Below are 26125 nucleotides of genomic sequence, written 5' to 3'. Positions count from 1 at the left end.
AGCTGCCTACAAATCCATTTCCCAGGTCTGGCCGGTCAGATCCTTGCCGAAGCTGTGGTGGTGCTCCTGCGAGACCAGCGTGAAGCCGGCACGTTCGTAGATTGCACGCGCCGCAACGAGGATGTCGTTGGTCCACAGCACCAGCTTGGTGTAGCCGCAAGCTCGAGCCCGGTTCACGCATTCCGCGACCAGTCGTTTGCCGATGCCGAGGCCGCGCGCCGACGCCTCGACATGCAGCATTCTCAGCTTGGCCACCTTGTCGTCCTGATGAACAAGGAACACCGCGCCGACCGGCTGACCACCGCGCTCGGCGATCCAGCAGAAATCGCGGCCGGGCACGAAATTGCGAATGAAATCGGCGCCGATCTCGGCGAGCATGGCCTCGAACTCGATCGTCCAGCCATATTCCTCGGCATAGAGTTGGGCCTGGCGCTGCACGACCCAGCCGACATCGCCGACGCGATGCGGCCGCAACGTCACCTCGCTGCTTTCACGGGTGGGGTCGCCCAGCAATTCCCCCGCCTTGCGCAAGGCGCTGCGCAGTTCATGCAACCTGTCGTCGGGGACGCTTTCGATCAGCCGCGCCGTGTCCCGATCGGCCGCCGCTTGCAGTCTGGCAAGCGCTGCCTCGCCTCGTGAGGTCAGCGAGAGGACCCTTCGGCGCCGGTCAGCCGGGTCCGTTCTGGCCTCGGTCAGCCCCTGGCCCGCGAACTTGCGCAGGATCCGCGTCAGATAGGCGGCATCGACACGCAACTGTCTTGATATTTCGGAGGCCGCCGGGCCATTCTCCAGCCGAAAAGCATCAGCCAGGAAACCTCGCTCGCCGGCGATTTCGGCGGAAGCCGGGTTGCTGCGGTGACCCAATTCGAACAGCACGCGCGCCTCGGTCAAAGTGAATGCACTTTGTGTCAGCGTCTCGTCGAGAAGGCCAACGGTGCGCGTGTAGAAGCGATTGAAGCGCCTGACATCGGCCACCAATGCGTTGCGCTCGTCCAGCATCTGCGGCCAACTCCCCAATAGGGCAGCTCCATTTTCCAAATTTAATGGACTAAGTCAATTAAATTTCAAAGCCAGAGGGCCCAGCTATTGCGTCGTGCGCGCAATTCTCATGTTGCATTCCCTGAGCCATGCACCAGATTTTAACGAGACAGGCTTGGAGAGATTCATGACTGGTCATCGCAGGAAAGTGCAGGCGCGCATCTACGGCAATGTGCAAGGCGTCGGCTTCAGAGCATGGGCCCGGGATGAGGCCACAGGCCTTGGTCTTGCGGGCTGGGTTTGCAATGAAGCGGATGGGTCCGTAACGACGCAAGTTGCAGGCCTCGATGAAGCGGTCTCGACAATGATCAAGTGCCTCTGGGAAGGGCCGGCCGGAGCTTCGGTTTCCAAGGTCGACATCGAGGAGCTGGTGGCAGAAAACGCCTCTGTTGGGTTCAGGATCGTTGCATGAAGGTGAATTTGGATCGGGCGCCTTGAATTAATTGAACGTTCGTTTTATTATTGCTCCGCAGAGGAGCTGACATGGCACGCACCACGGGGTCCGATGGCGAAAAGACCGAAGCGACCATCCGTGGGGCGGCGGTCAACCTCATCGCGCGCCTTGGTTACGAGGCGATGTCGATGCGCCAGCTTGCCGCCGAGGTCGGCGTCCAGGCGGCTGCGCTCTACCGCTACTTTCCAACCAAGGAAGAGCTTCTGTTCACGCTGATGCGCGAGCACATGGAAGATCTGGCCACAGCATGGGAGGCAGCCCGCCCGGCGAACGCAGATTCGGCGCAACTGCTCTCCGCCTATGTGCGCAATCACATCGCCTTTCACATCGAGCGACGGCACGCCACGCATGTGTCGAACATGGAATTGCGCAGCCTGTCGCCCGAACGGCTGACACAGATCCTGCGCATGCGCACAGCCTACGAGAAGGAACTGCGCGCCATCCTGCGCGACGGCGACGAGACGGGCGCCTTCAACATCGACGACACCGGGCTGACGGCCATGGCGCTGATCCAGATGATGACCGGCGTCATCGTCTGGTTTCGGCCGGGCGAGCGGCTATCAATCGCTGAAGTCACGGCGACATATCTTTCAATGACAATGCGGCTCGTCGGCGCGAAGATCGACGCCTACAGCGCCGCGCGTCCCTTCGGACGCGCAAAGGACGCTGTAGCATTTTGATTTCTCGCATGACCCCGAAAATCGAAGTCGATTTTCGGGGTCATGCGGCAGGAGGAAAAGCATGTACACGAACACGCTCAGCTTCGGGCATGACGAGGAGATCGAGGCGCTGCGCGACATGGTGCGGCGCTTCGCCCAGGATCGCATTGCGCCGATCGCCGCCGACATCGATCGCTCGAACGAATTCCCGGCGCATCTGTGGGGTGAACTCGGTGCGCTCGGCCTGCTTGGGATCACGGCCGATCCCGATTTCGGCGGCAGCGGCATGGGCTATCTTGCGCATGTGATCGCCGTCGAGGAAATCTCGCGCGCTTCGGCCTCGGTCGGCCTCTCCTACGGTGCCCATTCCAATCTCTGCGTCAACCAGATCAACCGCTGGGCGACGACGGCGCAGAAGGAAAAATTCCTGCCGCCACTGTGCTCGGGCGAGCGGGTCGGCGCGCTGGCGATGTCGGAACCCGGCGCCGGCTCGGACGTCGTCTCGCTCAAGCTGCGTGCCGAAAAGCGCAATGACCGCTACGTGCTCAACGGCACCAAGATGTGGATCACCAACGGGCCTGACGCCGGGACCCTGGTCGTCTACGCCAAGACCGACCCGGACCTGAAATCGCGCGGCATCACCGCCTTCATCGTCGAGAAGGCTTTTGCCGGGTTTTCCGTGGCGCAAAAGCTCGACAAGCTCGGCATGCGCGGCTCCAACACCGGCGAACTGGTGTTCAGGGATGTCGAGGTGCCCTTCGACAATGTGCTGCACGAGGAAGGGCGCGGCGTCGAAGTGCTGATGTCGGGCCTCGACTATGAACGTACCGTGCTTGCCGGCGGCCCGATCGGCCTGATGGCGGCGTGCCTCGACGTGGCAGTCCCTTATGTGCACGAGCGCAAGCAGTTCGGCCAGGCGATCGGCGAGTTCCAGCTGGTGCAAGGCAAGCTGGCCGACATGTACACGGTGATGAATGCCGCGCGCGCCTATGTCTATGCCGTTGCCGCCGCCTGCGATCGCGGCCAGACGACGCGCAAGGATGCCGCCGGCTGCGTGCTGTTTGCCGCCGAGAAGGCGACGCTGATGGCGCTCGACGCCATCCAGCTGCTTGGCGGCAATGGCTACATCAACGACTATCCGACCGGCCGCCTGCTGCGCGACGCCAAGCTCTACGAGATCGGCGCCGGCACCAGCGAAATCCGCCGCTGGCTGATCGGCCGCGAGATCATGGCGGAAGGGGTATAGCATGGCTACGCTGCAAACCCAGATATCCCCCTCCTCCGAAGCATTCCATGCCAATGCCGAGCGCATGCGGGCGCTGGTCGCCGACATTGCGGAGAAGGCGGCCACCGTCGAGCGCGGCGGCTCGGAGGAAGCGCGTGAGCGGCATGTTTCGCGCGGCAAGCTGTTGCCGCGGGAGCGCCTGGCGCAATTGCTCGACACCGGCTCGCCGTTCCTCGAGATCGGCCAGTTCGCGGCATGGTCGATGTATGGCGAGGAGATCTCTTCGGCCGGCATGATCGCCGGCATCGGCCGCGTCGAAGGCACCGAGGTGATGGTCGTCGTCAACGATGCCACGGTGAAGGGCGGCACCTATTATCCGCTGACGGTAAAGAAGCATCTGCGCGTGCAGGAGATCGCACTGCAAAACAATCTGCCCTGCATCTACCTCGTCGACAGCGGCGGTGCCAACCTGCCCAATCAGGACGAGGTGTTTCCCGACCGGGAGCATTTCGGCCGCATCTTCTACAACCAGGCCAACATGTCGGCAGCCGGCATTCCGCAGATCGCCTGCGTCATGGGTTCCTGCACGGCGGGCGGCGCCTATGTGCCGGCGATGTCCGACGAGACGATCATGGTGGGCAACCAGGCGACCATCTTCCTCGGCGGTCCGCCGCTGGTGAAAGCAGCGACCGGCGAGGATGTCAGCGCCGAGGATCTCGGCGGCGCCGATGTGCACACCAGGCTCTCCGGTGTTGCCGACCACTATGCGCTGGACGACGACCATGCGCTCGCCATCTGCCGCCGCATCGTCAAAAACCTGAATCGGAACAAGACTGTAAGCCTAAACTTACAGAGATCGATTCCGCCGCTTCATCCGGCGGATGAACTCTACGGCATCGTGCCGACCGACCTGCGCCAGCCCTATGACGCACGCGAGGTGATTGCGCGCATCGTCGACGGTTCCGAATTCGACGAGTTCAAGCAGAATTACGGCACCACGCTGATCACCGGCTTTGCCCATCTCCATGGCATGCCGGTCGGCATCATCGCCAACAACGGCGTGCTGTTTTCCGAAAGCGCGCTGAAGGGGGCGCACTTCATCGAACTGTGCTGCCAGCGCAAGATCCCATTGGTCTTCCTGCAAAACATCACCGGCTTCATGGTCGGTCGAAAATATGAAGCAGGCGGCATCGCCAAGGACGGCGCCAAGCTGGTGATGGCCGTTGCCACCGCCCGCGTGCCAAAGGTGACGATCATCATCGGCGGTTCGTTCGGCGCCGGCAATTACGGCATGTGCGGCCGCGCCTATTCGCCGCGCTTCCTGTGGATGTGGCCGAACGCCCGCATCTCGGTGATGGGCGGCGAGCAAGCAGCAACGGTGCTTGCCATGGTCAAGCGCGAAGGCATCGAGCGCAAGGGCGGGGAATGGAGCGCCGAGGAAGAGGCGAAATTCAAGAAGCCGATCCTGATGAAATACGAGCATGAGGGCCATCCGCTCTATTCGTCCGCACGCCTCTGGGACGACGGCATCATCGACCCTGCGAAGACCCGCGACGTGCTGGCGCTCAGCCTGTCCGCTGCGCTCAACGCCGAAATCGAGGACACGCGCTTCGGCGTGTTTCGGATGTGAGAATGGACGGTCAACTTCGACGGACAAACGGCGGAACTATACCAGCAGGCCGTTGCTGCCGTGCGAAAAGGCTGAACTGTATGGACCAACCGATTCATCAGCATAGGCGGCTTCGAATCTCAAACAGTGAACTGGCGGCGAGGCAAAATATTCGATACTGCTTATCCAGCATGGGGCAATGGGGACGGGCTGGAAATGAAACTGAAATATTGCCAGGGAACGGCTGCTTCGATACTTTCTGTATTTCTAATATTAACATCGACCGGCATCGGCTCGGCGGAATCGCTCGCGGGACGCAAGGGAGACGTGCGTTTTCCGCCGACCTTGGGTTCGGGCGAATGCAACGTTGCCTACAAGGGCTACGTCGCGGCGAGCGGCCATTCGGCCTACGCCACAACCTTTTATTCGCGTGTCGTCGACCTCTACATTGTCTGCGGGACGAAGCTCAACGCGCCGTCCCAGAAGGCGGCGGAAGAGACGGCGCTGCGCAATTGCCAGGCCGGCTTGACACGGTGGAAGCTCAAGACCGCGAGTGGCGGCTGCGCAATTTCGTCATCGAAATAGATACTACCGACCGCAAGGTAGAGCACTCCCTTGGTAAGGGAGAGGTCTACGCCGAGGGCTGGAATGGCTCGCTGGACAGTACCCCCCTCTGTCCTGCCGGACATCTCCCCCGCATGGGGGGAGATCGACTGTCGCTATCGCTTTCGCCAAATTCCAACATTGAAAGTTCGCAGCGAGGGCAAAGCTGCCAATCTCCCTCCTTGCGGGGGCCGGCAGGACAGAGAGGGGTGTTCAAGCGCCCTGCTTCCCATGGACTCCGAGCCTTACATGCGGAGGCTCCATGTTTGCCAAGATCCTGATTGCCAATCGCGGCGAGATCGCCTGTCGTGTCATCCGCACGGCTCGGGAACTGGGTGTGCGCACTGTCGCCGTCTATTCGGATGCCGACGCGAGATCCCTGCATGTCGAGATGGCCGACGAGGCGGTGCATATCGGCCCCTCGCCCGTCGGCGAAAGCTATCTGCGCGGTGACAAGATCATCGCCGCGGCCTTGGCTACCGGCGCACAAGCCATTCATCCCGGCTACGGCTTCCTGTCGGAAAATCCCGATTTCGTCGACCAGGTGACGGCGGCGGGGCTCATTTTCATCGGCCCGTCGGCGGCCTCGATCCGTGCCATGGGGCTGAAGGACGCGGCCAAGCGTCTGATGGAAAAAGCCGGCGTTCCGGTCGTTCCGGGCTACCATGGCGAGGCGCAGGAGATCGTGCTACTTGCCTCCAAGGCACGCGAGATCGGCTATCCCGTGCTGATCAAGGCACGCGCTGGCGGCGGCGGCAAGGGTATGCGCCGGGTCGAGCATCCCGATGAGTTTTCCGAGGCGTTGTCCAGCGCGCGGCGCGAGGCGAAAGCTGCGTTCGGCGACGACCGTGTGCTGGTCGAAAAATATGTCGACAAGCCGCGCCATATCGAAGTGCAGGTGTTCGGCGACAATTTCGGCAACGCCGTGCACCTCTACGAGCGCGACTGCTCGGCGCAGCGCCGCCACCAGAAGGTGATCGAGGAATCGCCCGCGCCCGGCATGACCGAGGCTTTGCGCAAGGCGATGACGGATGCGGCGGTGAAGGCCGCCAAGGAGATCAATTATTCAGGCGCCGGCACCATCGAGTTCATCGTCGATGCCTCGCAGGGCCTGAAAGCCGACCGCTTCTGGTTCATGGAGATGAACACCCGCCTGCAGGTCGAACATCCGGTCACCGAAATGGTGACCGGCACCGATCTGGTCGAGTGGCAGTTGCGGGTCGCCAGCGGCGAAAAGCTGCCCAAGACGCAAAGCGAGATCGCGCTTACCGGCCATGCCTTCGAGGCGCGCATCTATGCCGAGGACGCGGCAAAAGGTTTTCTGCCGGCAACGGGCACGCTGCATCATCTGAGATTTCCAGACGCGGCCCCGCAAGGCGCCACGATGCGCATCGAGACCGGCGTGCGGGCGGGTGACGCCATCTCGCCGTACTACGATCCGATGATCGCCAAGCTGGTCGTCCACGCCACGGACCGCCAGGCGGCTCTGGAAGCGCTTGGCGCGGCGCTATCCCGGACCGAGATCGCCGGCTCGACCGTCAACACCGCCTTTCTTGCCGCTCTCGCCGCCGATCCGGATTTCGCCGCAGGCGACGTCGACACCAGCCTGATCGCCAGGTACCAGACGGCGCTGACCGAGGTCGCGCCGCCAAGCGGAGAAACCATAGCCGCGGCCGCAGTCGCGGCCTCCGGCGCCGGGGCAACGCCGCTATCCGACGACCCGTGGGCGGCGCTTGCCGGTTATGCCCATTTCCACAGCGTGGCGCGACGCACATGGCTGAAGTTCGGTGAAGACGATATCGCGGCGAAGGTTTCGGTGCGGCCGGATGGGCGCTTCCAGGTCGCGCTGGACAAGCCCTATGACGATACCAATTCGCATGATTTTCGCGCCGCGCCACGCCTCGCCCGCTGGCCAGGCCACATCACCGTGTTCGAAGGCGCCGTTGGCTACACCTTCGCCGTGCCGGACCCGTTGGCACGGGCCGATGAGGCGGCGGCAAGCACCGGCAGCCTGCGTGCGCCGATGCCTGGACTGGTCAAGCTGGTGCGCGTGGGAAAGGGCGATACGGTGATCAAGGGCCAGCCGCTGCTGATCCTCGAGGCGATGAAGATGGAGCACACCATCGCCGCGCCGCATGACGGCGTGATCGCCGAGATCGCCACCGAGGGCGCGCAGGTGACCGACGGGACGGTGCTGGTGCGGTTCGTCGAGGAGCACAACGCCGCGACCACAGCAGTGAGCTGACGGTTCGGAAGGCCAACGACAGGGCAAACAAGAAAATGGCCGGGACGAACCCGGCTATTTCTCTACGCTACTCGGTCGCCAAGTCGGCGATTACTGCGTGATCGGCGCGTATTTGCCGTCATGCCACTGGTTGATGTCGTAGCTGGCATTCTTGAGGTCGCCCTTCTCGTCGAAGGTGACATCACCGACAACGGTGCTGATCGGCGTGCCGTTCTTCAACGCTTCGGCAACCTTGGCCGGGTCGTCGCTGCCGGCACGCTTGATGCCTTCGGCGAAAGCCTGGATGGTGGCGTAAGAGAACAGCGTGAAGCCCTCGGGCACGAAGCCGCCGGCCTTGATCTTCTCGACGGCTGCCTTGGCTTCCGGCTTTGCCTGTGGATCCGACGGGAAGACGAACATGGTGCCCTCGCCAGCCGGGCCAGCAACCTGCCAGAATTCCGGCGAGGCGATGGAGTCCGGCATGATCAGCTGGAACTTCAGGTTCTGTTCCGCCGATTGACGCAGGATCAGGCCAGCTTCAGGATGGTAGCCGCCGAAATAGACGACGTCGGCTTTCAAGTCCTTGAGCTTGGTGACGAGAGCCGAATAGTCCTTCTCGCCAGCGTTGATGCCGTCATAGTAGACCTCCTTGAGGCCGCCGGCATTCATCGTCGCCCTGACGGCATCAGCCACGCCCTGTCCGTAGGCGCTCTTGTCGTGCAGGACGACGACATTCTTGCCGGCGAACTTCTTGGCGATCCATGGGCCGATGAAGGCGCCCTGCGCATCGTCACGCGTGTAAAGGCGCATGATCGTCGGCCAGCCGGCCTTGGCGGCCGCGTCGGTCAGCACCGGGTTGGAAGAAGCCGGGCTCATCATCAGCGCGCCGGCTTCGGCATAGACGGCCGAGGCCGGAATGCTCGAACCCGAGCAGGCATGGCCGTCGATGAACTTGACGCCATCGGCGACGACGCGGTTGGCAACCGAAACGGCCTGTTTGGGGTCGCACTGGTCGTCTTCGATATCGAGCTTGATCATCGACCCGTTGATGCCGCCAGCGGCGTTGATCGCGTCGGCAGCGGCCTGTGCGCCCTGCTTGAACTGATCGCCGATTGTGGCGAGCTGTCCGGTCATCGGGCCGATCACCGCAAAGGTGATGTCGTCGGCGAATGCGACCGGCGTGCTCATCATCAGGCCGAATATGGCTGCGTTCAAAATACTCAATTTTTTCATGATGGTAGAACTCCTCCACTCACGCGCGGCCGCCCCGGCCGCGCTTCTTCCAGAGAGGCCGGACAATTTCATCCTTCATTCGGCCTGTCTAGGCGCATTGGCGCCGCTCGATTGGGCCTGCGAGACGTCATCCACGCAAAAAGCCACGCCAGCCTTGTTCCGGCTGGTCGTGGCTTTTTTGCCCGTCGAGCAATCTCCAGGCGCCCCCCGCCTAAAAATCCCGCTCAGCTTCCCTGTGTCGCGCACGACTGGGCCTTGCGGCCTGCCGCGTTCTCTTTCTTGACACCGTGACCGTCTTGCGCGGCCTTCGTTCCGCCGGGTCTGGCCGTCTGTGCGGTCTTGATCCCGGAGCTTCCCTGTCGTTGATAGCCTGTCTGCGATCGGCAGATTTCAGTGCATGGTCATCCATTCGCGGGCTTCGCGCAGCGCCGTGGCGATCTCGACCTTCGACATGGCGGCCGACATTTCCGAGCGCAGTTCGGCAGCGCGGGCCGAGCCCTTGATTGCGGCGATGTTGAACCATTTGTGGGCGGCAACGACATCGGTCTCGCAATCGCGGCCGGTCGCATACATCATGCCCAGTTCGAAAAGGATGTCGGCCTGGGCAGTTGCTCCCATGGCGCCGAAACCTGCTTCAAGCATTTCAAAACGTGCCATTTCAATCCCCTGTTTTCCGGCCCCTGTCAGGCTCCCGAGAGCTGCCTTCTTTCGTCTTGCCGGCTGCTCTTCCGATGCTTTCGAGAATGCCGTGCAGGCTTGAATCCGTCGTTAAATGGCGTGCTTAATTTGAGGAAAACAAAGCTAAAACAAGAGGTAAACGCCGAAAATCGTTAAGGATACAAACCCAGCAATTCAGCCTGCTTGCGTCAAATTTGACGAGAGTTTTCTCACGCGGAGGCAAGACTTCGCTAACCACGGCAGACAAAGGCGATGCGCCGAACGTTTCATTTCGTCGTCGAGGAGGCGCTTTCAGGCGGCTTCAAAATCCCAAAGTCTTCCGCTACGGCACCGCTTTTGTTTTGCCGGGAGCTGGATTAGCTTACGTTTGCGTAAGCGGCAGACCGGCGAGGCGGAGCATCCGGCCGGACATCCACAGGGAGGAAGACATGTTTCGAAAACTGAGCCTGGCCCTTGCGGCCACATTGATCGTGGCGGGTGCGGCATGGGCCGATCCGATCGAAGGCAATTGGAAGACGCAGGCCGGCGAAACCGCGGCCATCGCCGGCGGCGGCTCGTTTTCCATCACCCTCAGGTCCGGGAAATATGCCGGCAAGACCATCGGCTCGCTCAAGGCGACGGGCGACAACAAATATGCCGGCAACATCACCGATCCGGCAAACGACAGGACCTATTCGGGCAAGGCGACATTGTCGGGCAGCTCTCTCAAGATGAGCGGCTGCGTGCTGGGCGGACTGATCTGCAAGAGCCAGACCTGGCATAAGCTCTGATCGACCGCACCCTTACGACATGATGACGGGGCCCCGACGGGCCCCGTTTTCGTTTTGTCGACACATCCTGCGCCGGTGATGCTCGATACCCGCCGGCGGCTATCCAAACCGACGCCGGCGCCGTCGAAGCCCCGTCAACCATCTTGAACCGCAGATGAACGCCGGCATCAGAGCCGGTTCAGTTGCATCAGGGCATTCTCCGGCGTGTTGAAGGAGACCGACCCAATGCTTGCTCGCCGCTTCACCATCGTCTGCCTGCTGGTGAGCCTGTTTGGAATGTTCTTCGCCATCCTCGTCGCCGAAGCGGGCCGTCCGGCCCGCGCCTGGGACGAAGCCAGTTCCAGAACCTGCCGCCTCGCCTGCCCACCCATCTTCGCAACTGAACAAAGAAACAAGACCTCGAAAAGAAAAGCTGAAACACCATGAACCGCATCGCCGCCAACGCTCTCAAGACCCTTCGGCTTCTGCCGCGGGCGGCGCTTATCCTGGCGGTTCTGGCCGCTCCGGTTCTGGCCGTGCCGATGATGCGCTCCGATGCCGGCTCGACGATCGACGCACCTGCCCTGAAGAAGTCCGGCGTCGGCTTTGTGCTCCTAGTCAGCCTGCAGCGCGGTTGAAGAAAAACGGCGCTTTGGCCGCCTTCGGTCGCGACACCCCTCCCAAGTGCCGATCCAAGTCTCTATATTGAGCCATGGAAAAGCGAATCTACCCACAAGCCATCGAATCTGTCGTCATGCCGGAGCCTTTTGGCCGGCAAAGCTTTGATAGCGCCGAAAAAGCCGTCAAGGCACTGCAGGCGCTTTACGACCGCAACACCAAGTTCCTGCGCGACTCCTTCGCAGAGCTGGCGGCAGCAGGTGGCGACAATGGCAAGCGCTACCGGGCCTTCTATCCGGAGATCGGCGTCACCACCAACTCATTCACCCAGATCGACTCGCGCCAGGCCTATGGCCATATGCCGACGCCTGGGCATTTTTCCACCACCATCACCCAGCCGGGCCTGTTCGAAAGCTACCTCGTCGAGCAGTTGCGCCTGATCATGCGCAATCATGGGGTTGCGGTCACGGTGTCGGAATCGACCACACCCATCCCGCTGCATTTCGCCTTCCTTGAAGGCACCCATGTCGACGGCGCGACGGCAGAGCGCATCAAGCGGCCGATCCGCGACCTGTTCGACGTGCCGGATCTCGATGGCACCGACGACCAGATCGCCAACGGCACCTTCGAAGTCGCCTTTGGCGAGCCGAGGCCTCTGGCGCCCTTCACGGCGCAGCGCATCGATTATTCGCTGCACCGGCTGTCGCACTATACGGCGACCACGCCGCAGCAGTTCCAGAACTTCGTACTGTTCACCAATTATCAGTTCTATATCGACGAGTTCGTCGCCCGCGCCCGCGACCTGATGGCCAATGGCGGCGGCGGATACACGGAGTTCGTCGAGCCGGGCAATGTCATCACCAAGAGCGGGCAAAGCGCGCCCAGCGAAGGCGTTGCACCGCCGCGCCTGCCGCAGATGCCGGCCTATCACCTGAAGAAATCGGGACATGGCGGCATCACCATGGTGAATATCGGCGTCGGGCCTTCCAACGCCAAGACCATCACCGACCATATTGCGGTGCTAAGGCCGCATGCCTGGGTGATGCTCGGCCACTGTGCCGGTCTGCGCAACACCCAAGCGCTGGGCGACTATGTGCTGGCGCATGCCTATGTGCGCGAGGACCATGTGCTGGACGACGATCTTCCGGTCTGGGTGCCGATCCCCCCGCTGGCCGAGATCCAGGTGGCGTTGCAGGAAGCCGTCGCCGAAGTCACCGGCCTTACCGGCTACGACCTGAAGCGCATCATGCGCACGGGCACCGTCGCCACCATCGACAATCGCAACTGGGAACTGCGCGACCAGCGTGGCCCGGTCCAGCGTCTGTCGCAATCTCGCGCCATCGCACTCGACATGGAATCGGCGACGATTGCCGCCAATGGCTTCCGCTTCCGCGTTCCCTACGGCACGCTGCTGTGCGTTTCGGACAAACCGCTGCATGGCGAGTTGAAGCTGCCCGGCATGGCGACCGAATTCTACAAGCGCCAGGTGGCGCAGCACCTGACCATCGGCATCAGGGCGATGGAGAAGCTCGCGGAAATGCCGATGGAGCGGTTGCATTCGCGCAAGCTCAGAAGTTTTTCGGAAACGGCGTTCCAGTAGGCCGATACCACGCATCGCGTAGGCATTTCTCATCTTGATTGGGCCGCATTTCTGCCGATAAGCAGGCGGCATGGAGAGAGCGAGCTTCGGGACATTGCTGATTTCGGTTGCATTCCTGGCAATGCTGGCCTGTTCGATCGCGCTGGTGGCCGGGTTTTTCGGAACGCTGCATCCCGCCTTCGATTCCTTCTCGCATTTCCGCGTCCACCTTGCCGTGCTGATGGCGCTTTGCGCACTGCCGCTGCTGGCCACGACATTTCGCCTGCAGGCGGCCGTGGCACTGCTTTTTGCCGTGGCGGCCTTCGCCACCACTTCCGGGTCGCTGTCCTTCTCCCGCCTGTGGCCGGTTCAGGCCGCCTATGAAGCCAAGAACGAAGACCGCGCGATCTACAAGCTGCTGCAGATGAACCTGCGCTACGACAATCCGACGCCGAAGAAGGTGCTGTCGCTGATCGGCCGGACCAATCCCGACGTGATCACCCTGGACGAGGTATCGGCGATGTGGGCGACCGAGCTTGGCTATATCAGCAGCGCCTATCCATACCGGATCCTCTGTCCTTATCCCAACGGCATATTCGGCGTCGCGCTGCTCTCGCGGCGGCCCTTTGCCGCCGACACCGAGGCGCGTTGCGAAAGGCGCGGCGCCATGGCGACAGCGACCGTCGACTTCGGCGGCATCGACGTCGATGTCGCCGCGATCCATCTCAGTTGGCCGTGGCCACGCGAGCAGTACTGGCAGATCGGCGAGTTGACGGAGCCGCTTTCCGCGCTCGGCGAGACGGCCATCATGGCGGGCGACTGCAATGCCGCGCCGTGGAGTGCCGCCGTGCGGCGGGTCGCGGCGCTTGGCGGGCTGACCGTGATGCCGTCCGCCGGCCCGACCTGGATCCACATCAAGCTGCCGGACTTGCTGCGGCGCTTCGCCGGCCTGCCGATCGACCAGGTTTTCAGCAAGGGCGGCGTGACCATCCATTCCGCGACACGGCTGGAGGACACGGGGTCGGATCACCTCCCGGTCATGGTGGAGTTCTCACTCAGGCTGAACCAGCAAAAGCCGCTCGACGAACATGAAACCGCGACCGCGGCCATAAGCCAGACCGGCAAGACGCCAGGCTGAAGGATCAGGGCCTGACCAAAGCGATGACGAGATGCTGGACATGGCCGCCATCGCGATGCTCGCGCGCATCGAAAGCGAGCTGCTTGGCCTCATATGCGGCATTGGTGGCCTTGATACGTCGCTGTGCCTCGCGACGTGTCTTGTAGCAGAACCGGTCGTCGGCAATCCTGAGGCCGGAGATCGATCTTTCCGTGGCCCGCATCATCTCCCTGGCGATGCGGCCATGGGTTTCCTCATGGGCGCGGACGCCGGCGAAGAACCGCGTCCAGCGCTTCCGGAGCGTCGGAGTGGTGGCCGAGGCGACACGCGGAAACGTATAGAAGAGATTGAGCGTGCCGTTGGCACGCCGCAAGCGGCAAACGCCATTGTCCTGGCTGGTGTCAAGGTCCCAGTCCACTGCGTAGCCGGTCAGCGCGATGGCATGCGTCATGAAGCCGTGCTTCGGCCCCTTGCGGTCCATAGCCTGCATCAGCGCCAGCCCCGTGTTCCCGGTGATGTCGTAGGTCCGCGTCTTGACCACCACCCTGGTGCCGGCCGGGGCCGCCGAAGCCAAACCGAACAGCGCACCGATCGCCACAAGGCATGCCAGAACCGCCAGGCGCATTGGCCATCTCCTTATCGTCAAGGAATGGAACCATAAGCGTGCGGCAGTTTCAACAGTCCTAATGTTTCACATGCCACGGGAGACCCCGAGCCGTCGTCGGGGTCTTTGCACGCTGTGGCCGGCGCGGGCCTACATGCCCTGGTAGACCGGGCCTTCTCCGCCTTGCGGCGGCACCCAGTTGATGTTCTGGTTCGGGTCCTTGATGTCGCATGTCTTGCAGTGGACGCAGTTCTGCGCGTTGATGACGAAGCGCACATCCTTGGCCGTGGGATCGGCGGCGGCATTGCCATCCTTGTCGACCCACTCGTAAACCCCGGCCGGACAGTAGCGCGTCGAGGGGCCCGCAAAGACATCGTGCTCGGACCGCTTCTGCAGTTCCATGTCGCCTACAAGCAGGTGGACCGGCTCGTTTTCCTCGTGATTGGTGTTGGACAGGAACACCGAGGACAGCCTGTCGAAGGTCAGCACGCCATCGGGCTTCGGATAGGCGATCTTCTTGTGCTGGGCGGCAGGCTCGAGCGTCGCATAGTCGGCCTTACCATGCTTCAGCGTGCCGAAGGGCGAGACACCGAACAGCGTGTTCAGCCACATGTCGAGGCCGCCGAGGCCGACACCGACGATGGTGCCGAAGCGCGACCACAGCGGCTTGACGTTGCGCACCTTCTTCAAATCCTTGCCGATGTCGGTCGCGCGCCAGGCTTCCTCGTAGGAAGCGAGTTCGTCGTTGGCGCGCCCGGCACCGATCGCCTCTGCGACATGCTCGGCCGCCAGCATGCCGGACAGCACGGCATTGTGCGAACCCTTGATGCGCGGCACGTTGACGAAGCCCGCCGCACATCCCATCAGCGCACCACCGGGGAAGGAGAGTTTCGGCACCGACTGCCAGCCGCCCTCGGTGATGGCGCGCGCGCCATAGCCGAGGCGCTTGGCGCCGTCGAAAGTCCCGCTGATCGCCGGATGGGTCTTGAAGCGCTGGAATTCCTCGAACGGCGACAGATAGGGGTTCTTGTAATTGAGGTGGAGGACGAAGCCGACCGCCACCTGATTGTCCTCGAGGTGGTAGAGGAACGAGCCGCCGCCGGTCTTCAAGTCAAGCGGCCAGCCGAAGGAATGCTGGACCAAGCCCGGCCGGTGGTTCTCCGGCTTGACCTGCCAGAGTTCCTTCAGGCCGATGCCATATTTGCCCGGTTCGCGGCCATCGGAAAGCTTGTATCTGGCGATCAGCTGCTTGGCGAGCGAGCCGCGAGCGCCCTCCCCGATCAGCACATATTTGCCCATCAGCGCCATGCCGGGTGCGAAACCCGGACCGTGCGTTCCGTCCTTCTCGATGCCCATGTCGCCGGTGACGACGCCGGTGACGGCGCCTTGCTCATTGTAGAGCAGGCCGACAGCGGCAAAGCCCGGATAGATCTCGACGCCGAGCGCCTCGGCCTTGGTCGCCAGCCAGCGGCAGACATTGCCGAGCGAGACGATGTAGTTGCCGTGATTGTTCATCAGCGGCGGCATCAGCATGTTGGGCAGGCGAAACGAGCCGGCAGGACCAAGGACCAGGAAATGGTCTGATGTGACCGGCGTCTTGAAGGGATGGCCGTCCTCATCGCGCCAGCCCGGCAAGAGCCGGTCGATGCCGATCGGATCGACAACGGCGCCGGAGAGGATATGGGCGCCGACCTCACCGCCCTTCTCCAGGACGACGACCGAAAGCTCGGGATTGACCTGCTTGAGGCGGATGGCAGCGGCGAGGCCCGCCGGTCCGGCGCCGACGATAACCACGTCGAATTCCATGCTTTCGCGTTCGATGTCGCTCATCAACCCCTCCGCACTGGCTTATCCCATTCGGGTATCTTGCTGGCTCCCGCGCTGCATAGCGCATCAATTGACGACAGGAAACCGGCGCATACGTGACAAAGCCGTTTTGGCCAAAAAGTCGCGCATTGCGAGGCTGGAAGACTGCTTTTCGCCCGGCATTGCCTGCGAAGCGCGCGTTTTTAATTGTTCGACGGCTTGCTTATCGGCCATACTTCACGCCATGCGCATTCCTGGGCCAGCCGGCTTTTCATCGACGCGCTTTCTTTTCCCGCCCGGCCGGATCCGCCGGGCGCTCCTTTTGGCCCTTCTGATGCTGGCGCCGCATCACGCTGCCGCCGACGAAGTGAAGGTCTGGGCGGCAGGCGCCTACTCCTTCTCCGACGAGCTTGGCGGCTTTCGCATCACCGGCGCCTCGGGCATCGGGACGAAGGACGATCCGTTCGTCATCACCGAAGAGCTGAATTCGTCAACGCCGGTGACGCTGACGATCCGCACGACAAAGCCGATCCAGGCCTTCGGCAAGGCCGGCGAATTCGCCAACGGCATGATGTATATGCGCATCGAGGTGCTCAACAACAGCGGCCAGGCCTGGGTCGAATTCCAGTTCGAATTGCAGGAGATCCTGAATCGGCCGAGCGTGTTCGGCGACGGGCTTTCCTTCGACCAGCGCAACAAGACGCCGGACAATATTTTGTCGAGCAATTTCGCCGATTTCGATCGCGATTTCGAACCCTATGACCGGCTGCTGTTCCGGAATGGCAAGGTCGACCCGTTGAAAACCGCCAGGTTCGAATTCCTGATGACCGACTACACGCCGCGCTGGACCTTCTATCTGGTGCAGGATCCGCGCATACCGACGGGGTGAAATATGCCGATATCTAAGCGATGCCGGCACGCGAACGGTGGCTCCCTGCGCTCCCGGCTGCGGCAAAGATGCGGGCGCCGCTGCGGGAATATTCGACTGTGATCGCCAACTAGTTGGCCGTCTCCGGATCAACGCCAAGCGAGGCGAAACGCTGGGCAAGCAGGTTGGTCAGCGGCGTTGAGGTCGATCAGCCCCGAATCCCCTGCAGCCGCGTGACGACGGTCAGATCGCTGATCACGTAGGACACCGCTTCGAAATTCGGCTGCACCTCGATCTCGGCGCTACCGCTCGACAGACGCGTGGCCAGCACATTGGAAGGCGCGGGCCGGAGGGTGTGATTCCGATCCATTCGCTGAGAGACGCCCGTGGCGGTAGGGGCGGGTATTACATGTCGGCTATTTCAAGAGTTTTAAACATAAAACTAATACTGCCACGACCTCGCCCCCGGCCAGAGCTGCCGCCCCCAAGATTAAGATTAATATTTGCCAAAATCAATTCGCCTATGAGATTTGTGCTCATGTCTCCTATTCTTACTCCTTCCAAATCAATAACGTCTATGAAATACGCGGTTGCCCCTCCAAATATTAAGCTGCACGGTCTCTTAACATATCCACAGCTGCCTTCGTAATTCCAATTCATATCCGGTGTAACCAGCTTCGCAGTCTGACTATCGAAATCGATATTTATTCGGTCCAAACTAACATCGTGGAATGAAAAGGAATTTATGAAATCCTCTGGTTTGTCGATTTTCTCCGTTGCCATTACAATATCCGATCTGTGTAAGTGCAGACACCCGCACACTTGTCTTTTACTCCGAATCTCAGCCTGCCACCAGCGCGCCGCCCAAGTATGCGGTGAGAGTGCACTATTTCCTTTGACCGCTGTCCAACAATTCCGTTGTTCGACTCATGTTTGGAACGCATACATTCGGTGAAGGTGCGCATTCCGGGTCCACTCTTGATGCATGGACACGTGGGATAAAAGTGCACGCCTTCCTGATGACCGACTATACGCCCAGATGGACCTTCTATCTGGTGCAGGATCCGCGCATACCGACGGGGTGGAGCAAGAGGCCAGCCTTGCAAATTGCCGCCACGCGGACGAATGTGAATCCATGACTGCTGCTTCCCCAAACAACAGACCTGATATTGCCGACCTGCTGGCCTTTTATGCCAGCGCGGGCGTCGACGAGGCGCTTGAAGACCAGCCGGTGAACCGGTTTGCCGAGGTTGCGCCAAAGCCGGCGGAGCGCGCGCCGACCGCGGCGCCTGCGGGCGGCACCGCCGCACAGCCGCGTTCGACAAATCGCCCCGAAGGGGGCGACAGGCCAAATGCGCCACCTGTTTTGCGCGCACCGTCGGCCACGGTTCCCGACGAAAATCAGGCAGCACTTGCCCGCCAATTGGCAACGACGGCAACAACGCTTGACGAGCTTCGCCAGCACATGGCGGCGTTCGACGGCTGCAATCTCAAGGCCACCGCCAAGAACCTGGTGTTCGCCGACGGCAACCCGGAAGCCGCCGTCATGCTGGTCGGCGAGGCACCCGGCCGCGACGAGGACATCGAGGGCCTGCCCTTCGTCGGCCGATCGGGCCGGCTGCTCGACCGCATGCTGGCGGCGATCGGGCTCGACCGTACTTCAGTCTATATCGCCAATGTCATTCCCTGGCGGCCGCCGGGCAATCGCACGCCGACGCCGCACGAAACCGAGATCTGCCGGCCCTTCATCGAGCGGCAGATCGAACTGGTCAATCCGAAGGTGCTGATCAACCTTGGCGGCCCGTCAGCCAAGACCTTGCTCAACACCTCGGAAGGCATATTGCGGCTGCGCGGCAACTGGCGCGCCCACACGACGGCGTCCGGCATCGCCATCCCGGCCATGCCGACGCTGCATCCGGCCTATCTCCTGCGAACCCCGTCGCACAAGAAGCTGGCGTGGCGGGATTTCCTCGAAGTCAAGGCGAAGCTGCGCGCGCTCACCTAGCGATAACCTCGCAGGTAATTGAAATGCACGCCTCTCCGGCCTAGTCATTCACTCATGACAACAGCCCAAACCTCCGCCGGCAGCCTCATTCGCGAGTGGCGCACGCGCCGCCGCATGTCGCAGCTCGACCTCGCGATGGAGGCCGAGATCTCGCAGCGACATCTGAGCTTCGTCGAAAGCGGCCGCGCCGCGCCCTCGCGCGACATGGTGCTGCATCTGGCCGAGCAATTGTCGATACCGCTGAGGCAACGCAATCAATTGCTGCTCGCCGCCGGTTTTGCGCCGAGCTTCGGCGAACGCTCGCTGACCGACACGACGCTGGCGCCGGCGATGGCGGCCGTCGAGATCGTCCTCAAAGGCCACGAGCCGTTCCCGGCACTCGCCGTCGACCGCCATTGGAACCTGGTCTCGGCCAATGCCGCCATTGCCCCCTTCCTTGCCGATGTCAGCGAGGCTTCGCTGCTGACGCCGCCGGTCAACGTGCTTCGCCTCAGCCTGCATCCCGGCGGCATCGCACCGCGCATCGTCAACCTTCAGGAATGGCGAACGCATCTGCTCGAGCGCCTGAAACACCAGAATGACGCGAGCGGCGATGCGGTGCTGATCGAACTCGAGCGTGAGCTGAGGACTTATCCGTCCGGCCTGAGAGGCAGCCGGCCGTCGCCGGTCGAGCCGAATGCCATCGTGCATCCGCTCAGGCTGGCGCATGGCGATCAAGTGCTATCATTCATCAGCACCATTACGGTGTTCGGCACGCCGCTCGACGTGACGCTTTCGGAACTGGCGATCGAATCGTTTTTCCCCGCCGACGAGCAGACAAGGACGGTGCTGGTTCGGTTGGCGAAGGAGCGGGCCGAGCTGTCGTAATCACCCCTCAGGCAAAGATGCCTTGCGCATGCGGGTGCGCTCCAGGCCAAGCTGGCGTTCGCGCCAGATGATGAAGATGCCGGCGGCGACGACGATCAGGCCGCCGACAAGCATATGGAGCGTGGCGACGTCGCCGAAGACGAGATAGCCGACGACGACGCCGAGGATCATCGAGGTGTATTCGAACGGCGCCACCACCGAGGCCTCGGCATGGCGATAGGCCGCCGTCATCAGGATCTGGCCGAGGCCGCCGCAGAAGCCGGCGGCAACAAGGAGAGCTGCCTGGAGCGGCGTCAGCGCCTGCCAGCCGAATGGCAGCGACAGCAGCGACATGACGCTCGCCGTCACCGAAAACCACAGCACGATGGTCGCTGTGCGCTCGCTTTGCACGAGATTGCGCACCAAGAGCATGGCGACGGCCGAGATCGCCGCCGCGACAAGAGCGGCCATGACGCCGAGCACTTCCTGGTCGTCGAGCGCCTCGTCTGAACTCAGCAGCGTCAGTTCCGGCCAGGAGATGATCAGCACGCCGACCAGGCCGACCGCGACCGCACTCCAGCGATAGACACGGATGGCCTCGCCGAGGAAGATGGAGCTGAACACCACCACCAGCAGCGGCTGCGCGTAGTTCAGCGTGATCGCTTCCGGCAGCGGCAGTCGGGTCAACGCAAAAAAGCCGAGCCCCATGGCGCAGACGCCGACCAGGCCGCGGGCGATGTGGTTGAACGGACGCCTGGTGGTGAAGGCAGTGCCGAGTTCTTTCCTGAAAGCCAGGAAGGCGATGATCGGGAAGATGGCGAAGAAAGAGCGGAAGAAGACAATCTGGCCGGCCGGAACCGTGCCTGCGGCTTTGATGCAGGTCTGCATGCCGACGAAGACCGCCACCGACACGATCTTGAGCATGATGCCGGTAAGCGTGTCGTGCCCGCCGGCATCATCGCTGGCTGTGGCCGGGGGGCTGCCGGGGCCTGCTGTCACGCTCCCGACGCTTCTCGGATCGTCGCCCAGATACGCGCGGGCGTTGCCGGCATGTCGATGTGCTTGACGCCATAAGCGCGCCAGAGCGCGTCGGTCACCGCATTGAGTGCCGCCGGGGTCGAGCCGATGGTGCCGGCCTCGCCCGCGCCTTTGATGCCGAGTGCATTGGTGGTCGAAGGCACGTTGCGGGTCTCGAAATGGAAGAACGGGAAATTGTCGGCGCGCGGCATGGCGTAATCCATGAAGCTCGCCGTCAAAAGCTGTCCATCCTCGCCATAGATAGTGTCTTCGGTCAGTGCCTGGCCGATACCTTGCACGACGCCGCCATGCACCTGGCCGGCGAGCAGGATCGGGTTCACGGTGACGCCGAAATCGTCGACGATGGTGTAGCGGACGATCTCGGTCGCGCCGGTGTCGGGATCGATCTCGATCTCGCAGATATGGGTGCCGTTGGGATAGGTGCATTCGTCCTGCACGAACTCGCCAAAGCCCTTGAGATCGTCCGGCGTCTTGGCGGCCTTGGCGATAGCGGAAAAATCGAGCGAGCGATCGGTGCCGACGATGCGGGCGACACCGTCGGACAATTCGATGTCGCCGGCAGAAGCCTCCAGTTCGTCGGCTGCGATGCGCTTGATCTTGTTGGCCAGATCCTCGCCCGCGCGGGAAGCCGATACACCTCCCAGCGGAATGGAGCGCGAGCCGCCGGTGCCGCCGCCGGCCTTCAGCTCATCGGTATCGCCCTGGCGGACATGAATCTTGTCGATGTCGAGATTGAGCTTTTCCGACAGGAACTGCGCATAGGCGGTGGCGTGTCCCTGCCCGTTGGTCTGGGTGCCGATCTTCAGCGTCACCGTGCCATCGCCATTGAGTTCAACGAAGGCTGGTTCGGAGCCCGGAAAGGCACAGGCCTCGATATAGGTCGCCATGCCGAGGCCGCGGATTTTTCCGCCGGCCTTCGATTGCGCCAGCCGCTCCGGAAACGCTTTCCATTCGGATTGCTCGATGGCGCGCTCCATATGGCCTTCGAATTCACCGGTGTCGTAGAGGCGGCCGGTTTGCGTCCGGTAGGGAAATTGCTCCGGCCGGATGAAGTTGCGGCGGCGGATCTCCTCGACAGGCAGGCCGAGATCGTGGGCGCAGGCATCGACCAGCTTTTCCAGCAGGAAGGCTGCTTCCGGTCGGCCGGCACCGCGATAGGCATCGACCGGGCAGGTGTTGGTGTAGAGGCCGGTCACCGAGACGTCGAGCGCCTGGATATCATAGACACCGGTCGACATGGTGACGCCGATATAGGGGATGAACGGACCGTATTGCGAGATATAGGCGCCGATGTTGGCGAGCAGGTCCACCTTCATGCCGAGAAAGCGGCCGTCCTTGTCCAGCGCCATTTCGGCCGTGACGAAATTGTCGCGCCCTTGCGCGTCGGTCAGGAAGTGTTCCGTGCGGTCGCCGGCCCATTTCACCGGGCGGCCAAGCCGCTTTGCCGCTTCCAGCACCAGCGGATATTCGCGGTAGACGAAGCTCTTCGGCCCGAAACCACCGCCGACATCAGGCGTGATGACGCGCAGCTGGTCTTTCTTGATCTTGAACACGCTGGCCAGGATATACTGCATGGAGTGCACGCCTTGCGACCCGGTGGTCAGCACGAAGCGCTTCTCCTCGACGTTCCATTCGCCGATCGCGGAGCGCGGCTCCATGTAGTTGCACACCAGCCGGTTGTTGACGAACTCGATGCGGGTGACATGGGCGGCCTTGGCGAAAGCCGCTTCGGTCTTTTTCTTGTCGCCCATGTGGTAGCTGAAGGCGCGGTTGGAACCAAGCTCCGGCCAGACCAGCGGCGTGCCTTCGGCAAGTGCATTTGCCGTCCCCGAGGCCGCGTCTTCGCCGTCATAGTCGACATCGATCAGTTCGGCGGCATCCTGCGCCAAGGCTCGGCTGTCGGCGACGACGAAGGCAACGGCATCGCCGACATAGTTGACGCGGTCGCGGCACAGGATCGGGATGTCGCGCGTCGGAGCCTTGGTGCCGTCCGGCTGTTCCTGCATGACGCCGGATTTCAGATCGCCGAGATGGGCAAGATCCTTGCCGGTCAGCACCAGATGGACGCCAGGTGCCGCCTTCGCCGCCTCGGTCGAACCGATGGTGAAGCTGGCCTTGGCGACCGGCGAGCGCAGGACATAGCCATGCAGGACGCCAGCCGGCTGGATGTCGTCGGTATAGCGGCCCTGGCCCTGGATGAAGGCGGCATCCTCGCGCCGCAGCACGGATGCGCCCATGCCGAATTTCGGTGTGACGACGGTCATGGATGCCTCGTGATGATGACAGGAGAAGGAACGCCTGAAATAGGCATTGCCTCAGTTTTGTCGAGGGGCGGTTTCGTGTAAAGAGCGCGGACTTCAAATTTCTTGGACCAGCGGACACAATCCGCCGCCAACGCAATCGACAGGAAAACCCACGGAATGCGCACGGACACCGGCCAGGTCTTCAAACTCGAAGACTATCGCCCCAACGACTACCTCATTCCGAAAACCGACCTTACCTTCCGCCTTTCGCCAGACGCAACGCGTGTCACCGCCGTGCTCACGATAGAGCGTCGTGACGACGTCTCCGTGTCGGCACCGCTGGTGCTCGACGGCGACGGGCTGACCCTCAAGCGCATAGAGATCGACGGCAACAAGGTAAAGCCGGCGGATCTGCTGGCGACGCCCGATCAACTGACCATCCTCAAGCCGCCGGCGGCGCGTCGCTTCCAGTTGCTCATAGAGACCGAGGTGGCGCCGGCCGGCAACGAAGCCCTGATGGGCCTCTACCGCTCGAGCCATGTCTACTGCACGCAATGCGAAGCCGAGGGCTTTCGCCGCATCACCTATTTCCTCGATCGTCCCGACATCCTGTCCGTCTACACGGTGCGCATAGAGGCAATACGTGACGAAGCGCCGCTGCTCCTGTCCAACGGCAACCCGGTCGACAGGGGCGACCTCGGCGACGGCTGGCACTATGCAGTGTGGCACGACCCTTTCCCCAAGCCGTCCTATTTGTTCGCGCTGGTGGCCGGCAATCTCGGCCAGCTTGCGGACAGTTTCGTCACGCAATCGGGCCGCACGATCGAACTCGGCATCTATGTCGAGCCCGGCAAGGAGAACCTGGCCGGCTACGCGATGGATGCTCTGAAGCGGTCGATGAAATGGGACGAGGAGGCGTTCGGCCGCGAATACGATCTCGACGTCTTCAACATCGTCGCCGTGTCCGACTTCAACATGGGCGCGATGGAGAACAAGGGCCTTAACATCTTCAACGACAAATATGTGCTGGCCGACCGGGAGACCGCGACGGACGCCGATTTCGCCAATATCGAGGCGATCATCGCGCATGAGTATTTCCACAATTGGACAGGCAACAGAATCACTTGCCGCGACTGGTTCCAGCTCTGCCTGAAGGAAGGCCTGACGGTTTTCCGCGATCACGAATTCTCTGCCGACCAGCGTTCGCGCGCGGTCAAGCGCATCGCCGAAGTGCGCACCTTGCGCGCCCACCAGTTTCCCGAGGACCAAGGTCCGCTGGCGCATCCGGTGCGGCCGCGCCGCTACCGCGAAATCAACAATTTCTACACGGCGACGGTCTACGAGAAGGGCTCCGAAGTGGTGCGCATGATCCGCACAATTCTCGGTGCCGACGTCTTTCGCGCCGGCATGGACCTCTATTTCGAGCGACACGACGGTGACGCGGCGACGATCGAGGATTTCATCAAGGTGTTCGAGGATGCGTCCGGCCGCGACCTGTCGCAGTTCGCGCTCTGGTATCATCAGGCAGGCACGCCGAACCTGACGATCAGTTCGACGCACAATCCGGCCGCGCAAGAATTCACGCTCGAAATCGAGCAGTCGGTGCCGCCGACACCGTCCGAAAGCCGCAAGCGGCTGATGCACATCCCGCTGGCTTTCGGCCTGATCGGCGCCGGCGGCAAGCCTGTGCCGTATAGCGGCGTCGAAGGCGCCAGCGTCGAGGACGGCGTCATCCATATCCGCAAGCGCCGCCACATGGTGCGGTTTTCAGGCGTCACCGAGCGCCCGGCCGTGTCGCTCAACCGCGGCTTTTCGGCGCCGGTGACATTGTCCGTCGAGCAGAAAGCCGACGACCAGTTCTTTCTCGCCCGCCATGACAGCGACGCCTTCTCGCGCTGGCAGGCCTTCAACACATTGCTGACCGATGCACTGATATCAGCCTTCCGCGAGGTCCTCGGCGGCAAGCAGCCGGCCTTTGCACCGCGGCTGATCGAACTCGCCGGCAGCATCGCCGGTGACGAGACGCTGGAGCCGGCCTATCGAGCACTGGCGCTGGCATTGCCCGGCGAAGCCGACATCGCCCGCGACATCGGCAGGAACATCGACCCCGATGCCATCTATGCGGCTCGCGAGGCATTGGCGTTGGCGATCGGCACTGCGAACCGGGACGTTTTTTCGGGCCTCTACCGCAGCCTTGCCGACAGAGAAGCGTTCAGCCCCGACGCGGCGAGCGCCGGACGACGCGCCTTGCGCAACACCTTGCTGGATTGTCTGTCGCTGCAACCTGGTGGAGCAGCACTCGCCGCCGGGCATTTCCAGTCGGCGACCAACATGACCGACCGCGCGGCAGCACTTGCCGTGCTCGCGCATCGTCACCACGGTTCGCCCGAGGGGGTCGAGGCGCTGGCGGCTTTCGAGACGACCTATGGGTCCGACCCGCTGGTCATGGACAAATGGTTCCAGATCCAGGCCAGCGTTCCGGGGCCGCAAACCGTCGACACCGTGAAGGCCCTGACCAACCACCCGGCCTTCTCGATGGGCAATCCGAATCGAGTTCGCTCGCTGATCGGCACCTTCTCCAGCGCCAACCAGACCGGCTTCCATCGTGCTGACGGCGAAGGCTACTGGTTCTTTGCTCAGACTGTGCTCGAGGTTGAAAAGCGCAACCCGCAAGTGGCGGCAAGGCTGGCGACGGCGCTCAGATCGTGGCGTTCGCTCGAACCTTTGCGGCAAGCCAAGGCCAGGGAAGCGCTGCTGTCGATCGCCGGCGCCGAAAACCTGTCGGCGGATCTGCGGGATATTGTCGAGCGAACGCTGGCGTAGGGAGAGCGATCTCCCCCTTGTGGGCCTGTTGCAAAATTGTGTGGATGTGATTCCCTGTTTTTGAAACGGGGATCTTGCGATGACGACGAAGCCGAGCGGTCAGTTC

The 26125-nt window shown here is 62.4% G+C and carries 25 protein-coding genes; 15 read left to right on the top strand and 10 right to left on the bottom strand.

Annotation, left to right across the window (positions count from 1 at the left end):
- Positions 1 to 6: 6 nt before the first annotated feature.
- A complete protein-coding gene (locus NKJ04_RS22735; RefSeq protein WP_352677439.1) occupies positions 7 to 999 on the bottom strand; it encodes a bifunctional helix-turn-helix transcriptional regulator/GNAT family N-acetyltransferase in 993 nt (330 codons plus the stop codon).
- A gap of 166 nt (positions 1000 to 1165) precedes the next feature.
- On the opposite strand from NKJ04_RS22735, the gene NKJ04_RS22730 reads away from it, so the two are divergent.
- The 6 genes from NKJ04_RS22730 (at position 1166) to NKJ04_RS22705 (ending at position 7833) form a co-directional block, all read left to right on the top strand.
- The gene (locus NKJ04_RS22730) at positions 1166 to 1450 is read left to right on the top strand and encodes an acylphosphatase (protein ID WP_352677438.1); all 285 of its coding nucleotides are present in this window, start codon (positions 1166 to 1168) and stop codon (positions 1448 to 1450) included.
- A 71-nt stretch (positions 1451 to 1521) separates the two neighbouring features.
- The gene (locus NKJ04_RS22725; protein WP_352677437.1) at positions 1522 to 2172 is read left to right on the top strand and encodes a TetR/AcrR family transcriptional regulator; all 651 of its coding nucleotides are present in this window, start codon (positions 1522 to 1524) and stop codon (positions 2170 to 2172) included.
- A 61-nt stretch (positions 2173 to 2233) separates the two neighbouring features.
- Complete coding sequence (locus tag NKJ04_RS22720) at positions 2234 to 3397, top strand: isovaleryl-CoA dehydrogenase (RefSeq protein ID WP_352677436.1); 1164 nt, start codon at positions 2234 to 2236, stop codon at positions 3395 to 3397.
- Position 3398: 1 nt separating this feature from the next.
- A complete protein-coding gene (locus NKJ04_RS22715) occupies positions 3399 to 5006 on the top strand; it encodes a carboxyl transferase domain-containing protein (protein WP_352677435.1) in 1608 nt (535 codons plus the stop codon).
- Positions 5007 to 5201: 195 nt separating this feature from the next.
- Positions 5202 to 5570 carry a hypothetical protein gene (locus NKJ04_RS22710; protein ID WP_128303017.1) on the top strand — a complete coding sequence of 123 codons (369 nt, stop codon included), beginning with the start codon at positions 5202 to 5204 and terminating at the stop codon, positions 5568 to 5570.
- A gap of 280 nt (positions 5571 to 5850) precedes the next feature.
- Complete coding sequence (locus tag NKJ04_RS22705; protein ID WP_352677434.1) at positions 5851 to 7833, top strand: acetyl/propionyl/methylcrotonyl-CoA carboxylase subunit alpha; 1983 nt, start codon at positions 5851 to 5853, stop codon at positions 7831 to 7833.
- A 90-nt stretch (positions 7834 to 7923) separates the two neighbouring features.
- Here the strand turns inward: NKJ04_RS22705 and NKJ04_RS22700 are convergent, their stop codons facing one another.
- Entirely contained in the window at positions 7924 to 9045 is a 1122-nt protein-coding gene (locus NKJ04_RS22700) for an ABC transporter substrate-binding protein (protein ID WP_352677433.1), read from the bottom strand.
- Between the two features lie 390 nt (positions 9046 to 9435).
- Positions 9436 to 9702: an SEL1-like repeat protein gene (locus tag NKJ04_RS22695; RefSeq protein ID WP_352550635.1), complete on the bottom strand. Its 267-nt coding sequence runs from the start codon at positions 9700 to 9702 to the stop codon at positions 9436 to 9438.
- Between the two features lie 449 nt (positions 9703 to 10151).
- Here NKJ04_RS22695 and NKJ04_RS22690 point away from each other — a divergent pair, with 449 nt between their 5' ends.
- The 5 genes from NKJ04_RS22690 to NKJ04_RS22670 all read left to right on the top strand — a co-directional run bounded on the left by NKJ04_RS22690 (position 10152) and on the right by NKJ04_RS22670 (position 13807).
- Complete coding sequence (locus tag NKJ04_RS22690) at positions 10152 to 10493, top strand: DUF2147 domain-containing protein (RefSeq protein WP_352550637.1); 342 nt, start codon at positions 10152 to 10154, stop codon at positions 10491 to 10493.
- A gap of 225 nt (positions 10494 to 10718) precedes the next feature.
- Positions 10719 to 10919: a hypothetical protein gene (locus NKJ04_RS22685; protein WP_352677432.1), complete on the top strand. Its 201-nt coding sequence runs from the start codon at positions 10719 to 10721 to the stop codon at positions 10917 to 10919.
- Positions 10916 to 11110, top strand: a complete 195-nt coding sequence (locus NKJ04_RS22680; protein WP_127292634.1) for a hypothetical protein — start codon at positions 10916 to 10918, stop codon at positions 11108 to 11110. The genes NKJ04_RS22685 and NKJ04_RS22680 overlap by 4 nt, the downstream gene beginning before the upstream one ends.
- Positions 11111 to 11226: 116 nt before the next feature.
- Positions 11227 to 12690: an AMP nucleosidase gene (locus tag NKJ04_RS22675; RefSeq protein WP_245486076.1), complete on the top strand. Its 1464-nt coding sequence runs from the start codon at positions 11227 to 11229 to the stop codon at positions 12688 to 12690.
- Positions 12691 to 12760: 70 nt separating this feature from the next.
- A complete protein-coding gene (locus NKJ04_RS22670; protein ID WP_352550640.1) occupies positions 12761 to 13807 on the top strand; it encodes an endonuclease/exonuclease/phosphatase family protein in 1047 nt (348 codons plus the stop codon).
- 4 nt (positions 13808 to 13811) lie between these two features.
- Here NKJ04_RS22670 and NKJ04_RS22665 read toward each other — a convergent pair whose 3' ends face one another.
- The 3 genes from NKJ04_RS22665 to NKJ04_RS22655 form a co-directional block, all read right to left on the bottom strand.
- Positions 13812 to 14411 carry a DUF922 domain-containing protein gene (locus tag NKJ04_RS22665; RefSeq protein WP_352677431.1) on the bottom strand — a complete coding sequence of 200 codons (600 nt, stop codon included), beginning with the start codon at positions 14409 to 14411 and terminating at the stop codon, positions 13812 to 13814.
- 129 nt (positions 14412 to 14540) lie between these two features.
- Positions 14541 to 16220, bottom strand: a complete 1680-nt coding sequence (locus NKJ04_RS22660) for an electron transfer flavoprotein-ubiquinone oxidoreductase (protein WP_023812833.1) — start codon at positions 16218 to 16220, stop codon at positions 14541 to 14543.
- Positions 16221 to 16283: 63 nt separating this feature from the next.
- The gene (locus NKJ04_RS22655; protein ID WP_155930595.1) at positions 16284 to 16430 is read right to left on the bottom strand and encodes a hypothetical protein; all 147 of its coding nucleotides are present in this window, start codon (positions 16428 to 16430) and stop codon (positions 16284 to 16286) included.
- A gap of 10 nt (positions 16431 to 16440) precedes the next feature.
- Between NKJ04_RS22655 and NKJ04_RS22650 the strand changes: the two genes are divergently transcribed.
- Complete coding sequence (locus NKJ04_RS22650; protein ID WP_023812832.1) at positions 16441 to 17085, top strand: hypothetical protein; 645 nt, start codon at positions 16441 to 16443, stop codon at positions 17083 to 17085.
- A gap of 187 nt (positions 17086 to 17272) precedes the next feature.
- Here the strand turns inward: NKJ04_RS22650 and NKJ04_RS22645 are convergent, their stop codons facing one another.
- On the bottom strand, positions 17273 to 17434 hold the full coding sequence (locus NKJ04_RS22645) for a hypothetical protein (RefSeq protein WP_155930594.1): 162 nt from the start codon (positions 17432 to 17434) through the stop codon (positions 17273 to 17275).
- 35 nt (positions 17435 to 17469) lie between these two features.
- Positions 17470 to 17847: a hypothetical protein gene (locus NKJ04_RS22640; RefSeq protein ID WP_023812829.1), complete on the bottom strand. Its 378-nt coding sequence runs from the start codon at positions 17845 to 17847 to the stop codon at positions 17470 to 17472.
- A 352-nt stretch (positions 17848 to 18199) separates the two neighbouring features.
- Here NKJ04_RS22640 and NKJ04_RS22635 point away from each other — a divergent pair, with 352 nt between their 5' ends.
- Complete coding sequence (locus NKJ04_RS22635; RefSeq protein ID WP_128303011.1) at positions 18200 to 19069, top strand: uracil-DNA glycosylase; 870 nt, start codon at positions 18200 to 18202, stop codon at positions 19067 to 19069.
- Between the two features lie 54 nt (positions 19070 to 19123).
- Positions 19124 to 19936, top strand: a complete 813-nt coding sequence (locus NKJ04_RS22630) for a helix-turn-helix domain-containing protein (protein ID WP_352677430.1) — start codon at positions 19124 to 19126, stop codon at positions 19934 to 19936.
- Here NKJ04_RS22630 and NKJ04_RS22625 read toward each other — a convergent pair whose 3' ends face one another.
- Entirely contained in the window at positions 19937 to 20914 is a 978-nt protein-coding gene (locus NKJ04_RS22625; RefSeq protein WP_352677429.1) for a DMT family transporter, read from the bottom strand.
- The gene (locus NKJ04_RS22620; RefSeq protein ID WP_352630798.1) at positions 20911 to 23217 is read right to left on the bottom strand and encodes a xanthine dehydrogenase family protein molybdopterin-binding subunit; all 2307 of its coding nucleotides are present in this window, start codon (positions 23215 to 23217) and stop codon (positions 20911 to 20913) included. The genes NKJ04_RS22625 and NKJ04_RS22620 overlap by 4 nt, the downstream gene beginning before the upstream one ends.
- Positions 23218 to 23373: 156 nt before the next feature.
- On the opposite strand from NKJ04_RS22620, the gene pepN reads away from it, so the two are divergent.
- Positions 23374 to 26019, top strand: coding sequence for an aminopeptidase N (gene pepN / locus NKJ04_RS22615; RefSeq protein ID WP_352677428.1), 2646 nt, complete (start codon positions 23374 to 23376; stop codon positions 26017 to 26019).
- The last annotated feature ends 106 nt before the right edge of the window (positions 26020 to 26125 follow it).

Source organism: Mesorhizobium sp. M0618, from assembly GCF_040320765.1.
Lineage (GTDB): Bacteria > Pseudomonadota > Alphaproteobacteria > Rhizobiales > Rhizobiaceae > Mesorhizobium.
This window is presented reverse-complemented; position numbering and strand designations above follow the sequence as displayed.